12 protein-coding genes and 2 pseudogenes are annotated in these 13315 nt (G+C 33.6%); 13 read left to right on the plus strand and 1 reads right to left on the minus strand.

What is annotated here, in order from left to right; translation table 11 throughout:
* Nucleotides 1-30 precede the first annotated feature (30 nt).
* The 12 genes and pseudogenes from BMX60_RS12385 to BMX60_RS05735 all read left to right on the plus strand — a co-directional run bounded on the left by BMX60_RS12385 (nucleotide 31) and on the right by BMX60_RS05735 (nucleotide 12156).
* Entirely contained in the window at nucleotides 31-159 is a 129-nt protein-coding gene (locus BMX60_RS12385; protein ID WP_278276547.1) for a hypothetical protein, read from the plus strand.
* A gap of 88 nt (nucleotides 160-247) precedes the next feature.
* Nucleotides 248-1624, plus strand: coding sequence for a Na+/H+ antiporter NhaC family protein (locus tag BMX60_RS05695; RefSeq protein ID WP_091350180.1), 1377 nt, complete (start codon nucleotides 248-250; stop codon nucleotides 1622-1624).
* 15 nt (nucleotides 1625-1639) lie between these two features.
* The gene (locus tag BMX60_RS05700; protein ID WP_091350182.1) at nucleotides 1640-3190 is read left to right on the plus strand and encodes a MutS-related protein; all 1551 of its coding nucleotides are present in this window, start codon (nucleotides 1640-1642) and stop codon (nucleotides 3188-3190) included.
* Nucleotides 3180-4646, plus strand: coding sequence for a MutS-related protein (locus tag BMX60_RS05705; protein ID WP_091350184.1), 1467 nt, complete (start codon nucleotides 3180-3182; stop codon nucleotides 4644-4646). Before BMX60_RS05700 ends, BMX60_RS05705 begins: the two co-directional genes overlap by 11 nt.
* A 95-nt stretch (nucleotides 4647-4741) precedes the next feature.
* A complete protein-coding gene (locus tag BMX60_RS05710; RefSeq protein WP_242945717.1) occupies nucleotides 4742-5680 on the plus strand; it encodes an AAA family ATPase in 939 nt (312 codons plus the stop codon).
* Between the two features lie 10 nt (nucleotides 5681-5690).
* Nucleotides 5691-6851, plus strand: a complete 1161-nt coding sequence (locus tag BMX60_RS05715) for a DUF58 domain-containing protein (RefSeq protein ID WP_091350187.1) — start codon at nucleotides 5691-5693, stop codon at nucleotides 6849-6851.
* A gap of 21 nt (nucleotides 6852-6872) precedes the next feature.
* Complete coding sequence (locus BMX60_RS05720) at nucleotides 6873-8990, plus strand: transglutaminase TgpA family protein (protein WP_091350189.1); 2118 nt, start codon at nucleotides 6873-6875, stop codon at nucleotides 8988-8990.
* Nucleotides 8991-9034: 44 nt separating this feature from the next.
* Nucleotides 9035-10567, plus strand: coding sequence for a glutamine-hydrolyzing GMP synthase (gene guaA, locus BMX60_RS05725; protein ID WP_091350191.1), 1533 nt, complete (start codon nucleotides 9035-9037; stop codon nucleotides 10565-10567).
* Nucleotides 10568-11092: 525 nt separating this feature from the next.
* A pseudogene (locus tag BMX60_RS12470) lies at nucleotides 11093-11200 on the plus strand (hypothetical protein); the annotation flags it as partial.
* Nucleotides 11201-11487: 287 nt separating this feature from the next.
* Nucleotides 11488-11625, plus strand: coding sequence for a hypothetical protein (locus BMX60_RS12030; RefSeq protein WP_177159717.1), 138 nt, complete (start codon nucleotides 11488-11490; stop codon nucleotides 11623-11625).
* Entirely contained in the window at nucleotides 11622-11843 is a 222-nt protein-coding gene (locus tag BMX60_RS12475) for an integrase catalytic domain-containing protein (protein ID WP_177159718.1), read from the plus strand. The genes BMX60_RS12030 and BMX60_RS12475 overlap by 4 nt, the downstream gene beginning before the upstream one ends.
* On the plus strand, nucleotides 11827-12156 hold the full coding sequence (locus BMX60_RS05735; RefSeq protein ID WP_091350196.1) for an integrase core domain-containing protein: 330 nt from the start codon (nucleotides 11827-11829) through the stop codon (nucleotides 12154-12156). Before BMX60_RS12475 ends, BMX60_RS05735 begins: the two co-directional genes overlap by 17 nt.
* On the opposite strand, the gene BMX60_RS05740 is transcribed toward BMX60_RS05735, so the two are convergent.
* Nucleotides 12145-12933 (minus strand): hypothetical protein, encoded by a 789-nt coding sequence (locus BMX60_RS05740; protein WP_091350198.1) that lies wholly within the window; start codon nucleotides 12931-12933, stop codon nucleotides 12145-12147. The two genes, BMX60_RS05735 and BMX60_RS05740, sit on opposite strands and share 12 nt — an antisense overlap.
* Before the next feature lie 190 nt (nucleotides 12934-13123).
* Between BMX60_RS05740 and BMX60_RS05745 the strand changes: the two are divergent.
* Nucleotides 13124-13315 (plus strand): annotated as a pseudogene (locus BMX60_RS05745) (IS5/IS1182 family transposase); the annotation flags it as partial.

A 13315-nucleotide genomic window follows, 5' to 3' on the forward strand; every position in this document is an offset into this window, starting at 1 on the left:
TTTTATATAAGGGGGAATTTCAAAATAAGAATGTATAGCGGTATTGACCTTGTGGAAGTAGATAAATATATGGTAGGTGTAAGAGAAGCTATTAGGTATGTGAAAAAAGTATATCAAAGGCAGTTATTCAAAGTTTATTATGAAATATCTTTAAAATAATAAAATATTGTAAAAAGATTTTATAATACAGATAAATTTAGATTAAATTATAGAGATAAACGGGCTTGGAAAATTTGGAGGAAAAAGGATGAAAAGGTATTTTTCTCATATCATTTTAGGTTTTATATTATTTTCTATTTTTTCTGCAGTTCTATTAAAGATTTCTTTGTTATATCCCTTTTTAGTATCAATTCTATTTAGTTTTTTAATCCTATGGAAGGCTGGTTTTAAAATAGGTGATTTATTTAAAAGTTCCCTTTCTGGACTGATAGAATGTAAAGGGTTATTTTTATTGATTATCTTAATTGGGGCTAATATTTCTCTGTGGATGGCATCGGGGATTGTGCCAGGCATAATGTACTTTGGATTTAATTATCTAAATGGATTAAACTTTATCCTTACCGCTTTTTTATTTACTTCATTAATGGCTGTTTTTACTGGAACTGCTGTAGGAACAATTAGTACTTTAGGGATTGCCCTTTTAGGAATAGGTAGGGGGTATGGTATAGATGATGGTATATTACTGGGGGTACTAGTTTCAGGGGCATTTATAGGGGATAAAATTTCCCCTTTATCTGGATTATTAAATTTAACATTAAAGACAACGGAAACTAATTATAGGAAAGTAATAAAATCTATGATGCAAACATTTATTCCGGTCTTTATTACTACGTCTTTGATATATTTAATAATTGGTATAACTAACAGTCAAGGGGTTGATAGTAAATTAATTGAAGAATTTCAATATGCCATTAACTATTCCTTTTCGGTATCCCCTTTTATTCTTTTATTTCCTGTTTTTATAATCTTCCTTCCGCTATTAGGTCTAAAAATAATTCCCACTATTGGCATTGGGTTATTAGGGGGCATTTTTTTAAGTATTTTTCTACAAGGATATTCTCTGACTTCTGTTTTAGAGTATATCTTATTTGGCTTTAGAGGGGAAACTCCATCTGCAATGTTAAATAGTATATTAATAAGTAGTGGAGTTAAAGGAATGGTAGAAGTAGTTTTCATTGTTGCTGCTATTATTGCTCTAAGTAGTCTATTAGAAGGGGCTGGAATTTTAAAAAATTTAATAGATATTTTATTAATTAATGTAAAAGGGACAGGAGAATTGATTTTTCGAACGGGAATTTTAGCAAGTCTGTTAACAGTAGTTACTTGTGATCAAACTGCGGGGATCGTTCTTCCAGGGCGATTGTTTAAAGAAAAGTATGACAAATTAGGAGTAAAAAGGGAAAATTTGGCTAGAACTATTTCTGATACCGGTACTGTAATAGCTCCAATTATACCTTGGAACATAAATGCAATTATTATTTCCCTTATCACTGGTATTTCCCCTTTAAGATATTGGCCTTATGCTGTTCTTTGTTACCTTTTCCCATTAACGGTAATTGCTATTTATTTACTAGAAAGGCTAAATAATAGGGGACACTCTTTAAAAAATAGAGTTAGCAATTAAAGTGGGGTGTTTTCTTTGTTTTACAGTATTTTGTTTAAGACAAAAAATGAGTATGAAAGGGAAAGATTTAGAAATGTACCGGAATGTTTCAAGGATTTAAATCTCCACAAGATTTTTGAGGTTATTTTAAAAGACAAAGAAGAGTTTGAACTAGAGGGGTTATTTTATACACCATTACAAGATGAGGAAACTATAATTTATCGTCAGGAAATAATGGCTGATTTAGAAGATGATGATTTTAGAAAGGTAATAACTAGTTTTTCTAAAACAATTTACAAGTTAAATAAAATTATGGAGAAAATAGATAGGCAACTTATATCAATAAAGAGTTATGAAAATAATTATTTAACCTGTGGCCGAATGTTAGATTGTGCCGATGTATATTGTAGAGAGATTTATAATTTATTAGAGATATTAAAGGGAAAAAAATTCTATTCCCAGGGATTAAATGCTTTTAAAGAATATATAGGGGAATATATTAAGTCAGATAAATTTCAGGAACTTAAAAATCACGTTCTCCAGCTAAGAAAAGATCTTTCTTCTGTGGAGTATTGTATGTTCATTAAAGGTGGAACAATTCGTATCCGTAAATATCAGGGGGAGATCGATTATTCAAAAAAGATATTGGACTGTTTTGAAAAATTTAGGCAAGGGAAAGTTAAAGATTATCGTAAAAAATTAGATGAAGAACCTGTTGCAGCCCATGTTGAAAATGGGGTATTAAACATACTTGCCGATTTATATAAGGATATTTTTGCTGATTTAAGGTCTTTTTGTGAAAAACACAGAAAATTTTTAGACCATACTATTATAAGATTTGCAGTGGATATACAGTTTTATTTATCTTGGTTAGAATATGTTCAACGGTTAAAAAAAGTAGGGCTTCCTTTCCATTATCCCAAGTTTAGTAAAGGTAATGATGCTATTTTTGTTCGAGATACTTTTGATCTAGCCCTTGCTTATTTAATAGGTGAAAAAACAATTACCAATGATTTTATATTAAATCCACAGGAACGGGTTATTGTCGTTACTGGTCCTAATCAAGGGGGAAAAACTACATTTGCTCGGGCTATTGGTCAAATCCACTATCTAGCTTCCCTTGGACTTTCGGTACCAGGAAGGGAAGGGAGACTTCCCATTTCTGACCAAATATTAACCCATTTTAATAGGGAGGAAGACCTATCAACTTTACAGGGGAAGTTACAAGATGATCTAGTTAGGCTAAAAGACATCCTTAAAAAAGCTACTGAAAGAAGTATTATAATAATCAATGAAATATTTGCTTCAACAACTTTATCCGATGCCATCATATTAGGTCGGAATATGCTTAAGGATATTTCAGTTTTAGGATCCTTTGCTGTAATTGTAACCTTTATTGAAGAATTAGCTACAAATAATTATGAGATAGTTAGTATGGTAGGTGTTGTCGATAAAAATGACCCTACCCAAAGGACATATAAATTTGTTAGAAAGCCACCAGATGGCCTTGCCTATGCCCTTCATATTGCTAAAAAATATAACCTCACTTATGAAGATATTTGCAGGAGGTTAAAAAATGAAAGTTAATTTAATGTTTGCCGATAAAGATTTTGTTATAGAATCTGAGTCCTGTTTTCATAGGGAAAACCTACTTAAGGATCTTGGACTAAAGTATATTATTTCTGCTATGGCTCAGGGAGATGAAATTATCAGCCAGTCCTGTAGCACTGCTCTCTTAAATCCATTGGTATCAATAGAAACTATTCGTTACCGTCAAGAAATTTTAAAGGATACATTAAATAACCGGGAGACAGTTTTGGAGCTATATCAAGTAGCAATTGAAACAGAAAAGAAAGTCAGGGAATCGTGGTATTGGCTATCAACCGCCTATTTGTCCAGTACTATGGCAAATGCCATTGGTCTTTTGAAAATATATATCGAAATGCTAATGAAACTTAGGAAAATAGCAGATAATAATTTATCAAAATTCCAATCTTCCGGGTTTAAAAATTTTTTTTCTACCCTTCAAAGGGAATTAGGTGATCATTACTTTAATGAGGTTAATGAATATTTAAATAACTTGAGTAAAAAAGAAGGTGTATTAGTAAGTGCTAGTTTAGGTAGTTACCTTCAAGGGGTTAGATATGTCTATCGCTATCCTAAAGCTAAGGGTTTTTGGCGGCGCTGGGCCTTTGCTCCAGCCTATACTTTAGACCCCCGGGATGAATTAGGAGCCATAGATCTTGGGAAACGGCGGGATCGGGCGATAAATGAGGTGGTCAATGGATTGGCTCAGGCAGCTGAACATTTGCAAAGTTTTTTTGCTTTATTGCAAAGGGAATTGGCCTTTTATGTAGGGTGCATTAACTTAGCTAGTATCCTTGAAGGGATTAAAATGCCCATTTGTATCCCTGAGCTTTTGCCAATGGATAGGAATGAACGTAGTTATACTGGACTTTATGATGGTGGTCTGGCATTAACCAAAGGAGAAATTGTAGTTGGAAATGATTTAGATTCTATAGATAAGTTATTATTTATTATTACAGGGGCTAATCAAGGGGGAAAGACAACTTTTCTTCGGAGTATAGGTCAAGGGCAGTTAATGGCCCAGTGTGGAATGTTTGTTTGTGGTGAAAAATTTATAGCACCTATAAGAAGTGGGGTATTTACCCACTTTAAGAAGGAAGAGGATGGATCATTAGAAAAAGGTAAATTAGATGAAGAACTTTCCCGAATGAATAGGATAATTGAAGAAATACATGGGGGAGCATTAATGTTGTTTAATGAATCCTTCGCTTCTACCAATGAGTATGAGGGTTCAGAAATCTCAAAACAAATTACAAAGGGATTAACACATAGTAATGTTGAGGTGTTTTTTGTAACTCATTTTTACACTTATGCCACAGCCTTTTTAAATGACCCCAAAACTGAATTTCTAAAGGCAGAACGATTAGAAAATGGCGAAAGAACCTTTAAAATCATTCCCGGGAAACCTGAAAGGATTGCATTCAGTGAAGATATATATCGAAAGATATTTTTTTGATTTTAAATTAGTTGTAACTTTTTTCTTTTTTTTTCGTCTAATAATATAAAGATTAAGTGTTAAAGAAAAAAGCTAAAATTTAAGGGGGAGTATTTGTGGATTTTACTAAAGTTAGGGAAATGAGAGAAAATTTAAGTAAAGTATTGTTAGATAAAGGGGAAACGGTAGACGATATCTTAGTAGCCCTTTTAGCAAAAGGCCATGTTTTATTAGAAGACGTTCCTGGAGTAGGTAAAACGGTATTGGTAAAAGGTTTATCTAAATTATTGGGCTGTAAGTTTAAGAGGATTCAGTTCACCCCAGACCTATTACCTTCCGATATTACTGGAATTTCTATTTATAACCAAAAGACAGGGGAATTTGAATATAAGAAAGGCCCTATTATGGCAAACATTATCTTAGCAGATGAAATCAATCGGACCTCTCCTAAAACCCAATCTAGTTTACTAGAGGGAATGGAGGAAGGACAAGTTACTATTGATGGAGAAACTTATCCTTTACCGGAACCTTTTTTAGTTTTTGCAACCCAAAATCCTATAGAATATGAAGGGACTTATTCTTTACCGGAAGCCCAATTAGACAGGTTTCTGATGAAATGCCATATCGGTTATCCAAGCTTTTTAGGGGAGAGGGAAATCCTCCTTTCTCAGATGGATGGTACCCATCCCTTAGATAAATTAGAGCAGATTTTAGATATTGAAGGATTGAAAGAGTTGCAGCAAAAGGTAACAGAAGTTAAAGTAAGTGAACCTATTTTAAACTATATTTTAGAAATAGTCCGCTCTACCAGGACTTACCCTTCTGTCTATTTAGGGAGCAGCCCTAGAGGGGCATTAGCCTTAACTAAAGGAGCGAAAGCTAAGGCCTTTATCAATGAAAGGGATTATGTCATCCCCGATGATGTTAAAGAAATAGCTGTTAAAGTATTAGCCCATCGGATTATCATAAAACCAGAGGAAGTTATGCAAGGGGTAACGGGGGAAAAGGTAATTGAAGATATCTTAAAGGGTGTAGAAGTACCTATAGGGAGATAGGGGATAGGTTATGGAGATAAAATTTAAAAGGGAAATTTATCTATTAATTTTAGCTGTAATTTTATTGTTTTTTTGGGCAGGGATAATGGAAGATCCTAGAGTTGCCAACCTTTTTTGGTTAGGATTATTAATGACCTTAACTCCTTTTTTAACTATAATGAGAGGTTGGCGGGGCATAAAGGTAGAGAGGATATTGCCGGAAGGTAGGGTTTTCAGTGGTGATAGATTGAGGATTAAGTTAAATATTAAGAATAATAGCTTAATCCCTATTTTGTGGCTTAAAGTGTTAGAAAAATACCCTTTAAAATATTCCATTAAACATCACCTTTTTTCTGAAATAACTATTCCAATCCATTTTTTGACCAAAAAGGGTACAAAACATGAGTATCTATTACAAGACGTACCCCGGGGAAAATTGAAATGGGATAAAGTAGAACTTTATAGGACAGACCTTTTAGGTTTTGTAGAAACTAAAAAAGAATTGCCTTTATCCGACGAAATTACAGTTTATCCTCGATTTGTCTATATACCTATAGATAATCTCTATAACAGGGATGATGAAAAACAAGGGGTAACTAAATTGATAAAAGGTAATGACTACTCCCAAATCAGTGGTGTCAGGGAATATCAGAGGGGAGATAAATTAAGTTTAATTCACTGGAAAGTAAGTGCTAAGAAAAATACTTTGATGAGTAAGGAATTTTATCCTTTATTAAATCAAGAAAACCACATCATTTTAGATTGTTATAGCAAAAATTATCAAGAAAATTACGACCCCCAATTTGAATTGGCGGTATCAGTTGCTGCCAGCTTAATTAATAGTCTAGGAAGGTTTGATAAAAACTTAACCTTAAAGTTCAATAATAAATCAGGAGATGTGGTGACATATAAAAATAAAACTTATTTTATTAAAGAGGCAATGGAAAAACTGGCTTTAGTGGAACATAATGGTTATCAAACTTTAGAAAAAATGTTAAATGAACAATACAGTTATTGGCATAGAGGGGTAACGTTATTTATTATCACCAATAGATTAGATGAAAAACTGATAGGTAAATTCTATCAAGGTAATGGAAAGGGTCGGATCAAAGTCTTTTTAGTTGGTGGAGAAAAAATTGGTGATTATGATTTCATTAAAGGGGTTAAATCCCTTAAAGATTTATCAGGCTAAGGTGTATTGGAGGAATTTTTTATGATAAAAAAATGGGTAGTTAAACTTTGGTATTTAACTTTTATAATAGGTTTAATATGTTATGGGATGGAACAGCCTACAAAGGGACTTTTCCTTTTAGGCTTATTATGGATTTCTTTTTTAGGGATAGATTATTTTTTCGAAGACTCCCCGTTAAATTTAATTACCAAAAGTATTTTAACCTTAGCTATAATTTACAGGTCGGGGCAATACAGCAGTTTAATTAACCCTAGATGGCTCCAGGAAGTATTTTTACAATTACAAGGAGATATCACCCACTTTTATTATGGACGGCTCCAAAGGATGGTGGCACTACCTATTGTTACTATAGCTCTCCTTAACTATGCCTTCCAGCAAATTAAATTTTTTCAAAGGGTAGGAAAAACCTTTATAGTTTTATTATTATTTGGAGGGAGTAGTGCCTTACTAGGACTTCATCTATATACCGGTTATAGTACCCTTAATCCTTTACTCCTTTTTATTTTTTTAGGAATGACCCTTCTTTTTATTGAGAATATGGAAAGCTCCGCCCTTTATAAAAATAACTTTAAATTACCAATAGCTGTAATGATAGTTTTCTTGATAGTATTAAATACTATTTGGAGTTTTGAAAGGACTATAGAAGTTGCTCAAGGCCTTGAAGAAATTAAAACTTTCTTTACCGGTGGATATTCTCCAGTAGGTGAAAATGGTGAAGAAGGGGATAATGTGGAAAGGGCAAGGGTTAAGAGGACGGGCTATAGTTCCAATGACAAGATATTGGGAGGGCCTATTGTTCCTAGCTATCAGCCAGCCTTGAGGGTTAAAACGGAAAAGCCGGTATACCTTAGAGGAGAAAGTAGTTCATTCTACACCGGTAGAGGTTGGCATAGGGACATTTTAAGTTATAGTAGTTACCATCTATCTACTATTCCTGTCAAGAAATATCCAGGGGTAGATTATCAAGAGGTAACCATAGAGGTAGAGGTTCTAAATAACTCATATAACGTAATTTTTGCTGGCTTAAATACTAAAGAAGTGATTTTGCCGGGGAAAAACTCTGTTATGTTAATTAACGACAGTGATATCCTTATCAATGGTTCTATAGGAAGGGGAGATACCTATCAGGTAGTAATGGATTACCCCACTTTTTCTCCAGACCTTCTCCGTCAAGGAGGGGATTACAGTGATGATTTTCCTTTGGAAAAGTATACAAATTTACCCTTTTATTTTCCTTCAAAGATAGTTAATTTAGCCCAAGAACTGACAAAGGAATACGATAACAACTACGATAAAGTAATAGCCCTTAAAAATTATCTGCTAAGGGGTGGATTTAAATATAACTTAAATGTTCCTTATCCTCCAGGGGATATGGATTTTGTAGAACATTTTTTAGAAATTAAAGAAGGATATTGTGTTCACTTTTCTACAGCCTTTGTAATGATGGCCAGAAGTTTAGGGATACCAGCCCGGTGGGTAAAAGGGTTTGCTCCGGGAACACCTCAAGGGGGTGGGTATTATTTGGTTACAGATGAAAATGCCCATGCTTGGGCAGAAGTATATTTTCCCAATGCCGGATGGGTACCCTTTGAGGTTACTCCAGGGTTTAGCAGTACCGGAACAGGTAACGGCGAAAGACGGAGTGAAGATGATATTGATGCTGGGGAGAGGGATGAAACCCCAATAGAAAATCAACCTGATCTAGATAAAGGTGAAAATGGAGTTGGAAAAGAAGAGCCGGATAATAACGAATCAGAAAAAACAAGAAATAATCTGTTTTGGTTCTTTTTAGGAATAGGTACTTTAATATCTTTTCCTTTAGTGATAAAACATAAAGAAAGTAAATTATCAACAAAGGAAAAAGTTGTTAGGCTTTACAACAAAATTTTAAGTAATTTTAAATTAGTTGGTTGGGGAAAGGGAAAAGGAGAAACACCAAAGGAATATGTTGAAAAGCTAAAAAGAAAGGGAAAAATATCGACAAAAGTTTTAGATATATTGACAAATGAATTTCAATCTGTATATTATGGTAATAATAACTTTGAAAACAGGGAATATATAAATTTACAGAAACAGGGAAAAGAATATTCCTTAATAAAACTTCTCTCAGCCAAATGGAAAAATAGGTCCAATGGGTAACCTTTGGACCTTAAATAATATTAAATTATAAAGGAGTTGTTGTAATGCCACACAGTAAAGTACTTATTTTAGACTTTGGAGGTCAATACAATCAGTTGATTGCCAGAAGGGTAAGGGAACAGCAGGTCTATTGTGAAATTAAACCTTATAACATTTCTTTAGAAGAAATCGAAAACTTTAATCCATCTGCCATAATTTTATCGGGAGGTCCATCTAGTGTATATAAAGAAGATGCACCTAAGTGTACCCGGGAGGTTTTCAGCGGCAAATGGCCGGTACTAGGGATTTGTTATGGTATGCAACTGATGGTACAAGAATTAGGTGGAGAAGTTAAAAGGGCTAATCACCGGGAATATGGTACAATTTCAATGAACATTTTAGATCATGGGGGACTATTTCAAGGTTTAGGAGAAAAAACAGAAGTTTTAATGAGTCACAGTGATTATGTAAGTATTGCACCAACAAATTTTATAGTTACCGCTAATAGTGAAAATACACCGGTGGCAGCTATAGAAAATCATAAGGAAAAGTTGTATGGAATACAATTTCACCCAGAAGTTATTCATACTGTTGAAGGAAAAGAGATAATCGGAAATTTCTTGTTTAATATTTGTGGATTAAGTAAGGATTGGACTATGGAGTCCTTTATAGAAAGGACAGTAGAAGATATTAAGAAACAAATCGGTGATAAAAAGGCTGTGTGTGGGTTGAGTGGTGGAGTTGATTCTGCCGTTGCCGCATTACTTGTTCACCGAGCCATTGGTGATAATTTAACTTGTATTTTCGTAGATCATGGTTTGTTGAGGAAAAATGAAGCTGAAGAGGTAATGGAAGCCTTTGAAGGAAAGTTAGGCCTAAAAGTCGTCAAAATAGATGCAAAGGATGAATTTTTAAGTAAATTAAAGGGGATAACAGATCCAGAACAAAAGCGGAAAATTATTGGTAATGAATTTGTAAGGATTTTTGAAAGGGAAGCGGTTAAGTATGGAAATGGAGAATTTTTAGTTCAAGGTACCCTTTACCCTGATGTAGTAGAGTCGGGTACCGATACTGCAACAACAATAAAAACCCACCATAATGTAGGTGGTTTACCAGAAGATATGAAATTTGAACTATGTGAACCACTGAGAAATTTATTTAAAGATGAAGTTAGGGAAGTGGGTCTTAAATTGGGGTTACCAGAACATCTAGTGTGGAGACAGCCTTTCCCAGGACCGGGTTTAGGTATTAGGATTATGGGTGAAGTAACTGAAGAAAAATTGGAAATACTGAGAAATGCCGATGCCATAGTAAGGGAAGAAATAATAAATTACGACAAAGAAAGAAAGGTTTGGCAGTTCTTTGCAGTTTTACCTGGGACATATAGTGTAGGGGTTATGGGTGATGATAGAACTTACAGTCAAGTAGTTGCCGTAAGGGCAGTGGGTAGTGAAGATGGAATGACTGCAACCTGGTCTAGACTACCTTATGAATTATTAGACAAAATCTCTAAAAGAATTGTTAATGAAGTAGATGGTGTAAACCGGGTTGTTTACGATATCACCTCCAAACCTCCAGGAACTATCGAGTGGGAGTAGGGTTTAGAACCTATAAATGTTGATGTAACAAGGTTTATAATGATTTAGTGTATTTGAGTGGTGGTTATGATTCTTGCCTGTTTTAGGTGAAATCACAGCCACCTTTTTGATTACCAACTAAAAACAAAAAGGAGTTGGTAACAAATGAAGTCAAAGAATGGGTTGAAAAAGATGCAGATGAATAAAGGGAGTGATTTAACTTTTCAGATTTACAGGAACAATAGCTAAAGAAGTGTGTTGTAAATAATCTATCTGAATACACAATTAGATTTTATTAAGTGAGTTGCCGAACGTTTGATAAATTTATTACTTTAACAGAATTAAAAGCTGAAGATATAACAAGAGATTTGATTGATGATTACTATATAGCCCCCTAATAAATTTGGAGTAAATCCTTGTATATGCTAAAATTAATAACAGGGGGTAGATAACATATGAAAAAAAGACAATATAGTGATGAATTTAAAGAGCAACTAATAAAAGAATGTCAGGAAACGGGAAATGTAGCGTTAAGTAGCAAGGCGTCATGAAATTTCACCCAACACCATTCATACCTGGATCAGTAAATACCGCAATAGAGGAACCGTAAAATCCTTACCCAAAACAAAAGAGAACTGTTATAAAGCAATATAAAAGCAGTTAATAGAAGTAAGTACCGAAAATGATAGATTAAAACGTCTTTTAGCAGAAAAAGAACTTGAGCTTGCGATATTGAAGGAGTTGATGGATTATAAAAACCCTCGGTAGCCGACAAAGTTGCCATTGCCAAGAGGTGGATTGAAAAAGGATATAATCCTAATAAAGTTTTAAACTCTGTCGGCCTGGCTGCATCCACCTATTATCATAACACTTCGAGCAATACTGGAAAAGTTGATCAAAAAACAAAAAACAGCGTTGGGCGTAAAATACCGGGATACTCAATGACCAGAACAGGTGAAAAAGTATCAGATGAGCAAGTAAAAAGAGAGAAAGTAACTGCTCCAAATCAACAGTGGCAGGCAGATGTAAAATACGGCTATATTACTGGTACAGATCAGTTTTTTTCCAGCTATCATTGATAGATGTATTTGACAGAACAATTATCGATTATTATATAGGATTAAACTGTAAAGCACTAGATGCCTGTAACGTGCTTAAAAACACTATCAGAAAAAGAGGTTTAGTTCCCGGGATGAAAATACCGGTGATAAGAACTGACAACGGTCCGCAGTTTACCACTAAAATATTTGCTGAAACCTGTGAGAAGTTAAACATAGAACATGAACGCCTATATTGAATCATTCCACGTTATTTTAGAAGATGAATGCTATAGTCGTAATGAATTTAGAGATTTCGCTGAAGCTTACCAGGTAATTGCTGAATATATGGACTATTACAATACTCGTCGCATACATAGCAGTATAAACTATATGGCATATGAAGCGGGCGACCGCAATGGTGTCAAGGGTGCGAAGCAGGCGCCAGCCCTTGCCCTTGACACCATAAGGGAGCCAGCTAGAATTAATGCAGGGTTGTGGGAAGTTGAAATCTTTAGGATTTGTTTGAATGCTTATGAGGGTTCAAGCCGACTATTACTGCTATTTGTTTAAGGAATTGTGATTCCTGTGAAAAAGGCAACTTAAATCAACTAAATGTTCCAATTTAATTTGATTTATAGCAATTGCAGTAACAAAACTGTTAAGTATTGTAGTTCCAAGTATAGTCAATTCTTCATTTACATTTATACCTTTTAAGTTAATAGATATAAAGATTGCTATATATATGACGTTTAAATGTGTAATTACTACTTCTCTTTCAAACTTCCTTGCCTCTTCTTCCCCTTTTAAACCTTTTATCATTATTCTTGATATTATTACACCTACATAACTATTAAGAAGTAGAAATAATGTTAGTGCTATATATAGATTAAAATTTATTCCCAAAAAGTGATGTATTGTTTGAGTAGCTAATATATAAAGACCTGAAAGTATAATCATAGTGACTAATGTGGCTATGGGACTATATAGATATACTAAAAAAATAACTGCTAAGAAAAAAGAAGTTAATGATACAAGCAAGAAAAAGCTATCATTAATTATTATTAATCCCAGTGCAATTAAGCAAATAATTATAATACTCAGCACTATTTGCACAGATTTCACCTTTAGATTAAAGTTTAATGTTAACATTACCACTCCAGTTAATCCTAAAAATAATAGCATACCTACCATTATATATTTTGGTATAAATAAATCTAATTCACTACTAAAATGCTCAATAAAAATATTGACTTGCTGATAAGCTAGTAAAACCATTCCAAGACCAAATAAAGTTGAAAAAAAATGCTGTTTTCTACTAAAATATGGGTTGAAATATTTTTTTAACACAAAGAATACCTCCTTTATTATAGAAACATTTGTTTAGATGTTGTCTTAGATATTATATTAAATGAGGAAATTGCATAATTCAAAGAGGCTGATTTTATTAAATTTATTTAAAGCAAAAAAGAGGTTTCACCCCAAAATGTCGAATATATTAAGTAGCACCAAAATAATCCGAAAGGAGTGAAACCTCTAAATGTATATTCGACAAATGAGCATAATTTCCTTTGAAGAAATTATAAAATTTCAACAAGAAACTAAGCTAGAAATGATTTTATCGCAATTAGACATTTCTAAAATAGCCTATAGTTTAAGAAAATCTGGTTATTCAAAAGGCCCAAAAGGTTATGAAGTAACATCAATGATTTATGCTTTAATAGCTATGCAA

The sequence above is a fragment of the Anaerobranca gottschalkii DSM 13577 genome (assembly GCF_900111575.1).
Classification (GTDB): Bacteria; Bacillota; Proteinivoracia; order Proteinivoracales; family Proteinivoracaceae; genus Anaerobranca; species Anaerobranca gottschalkii.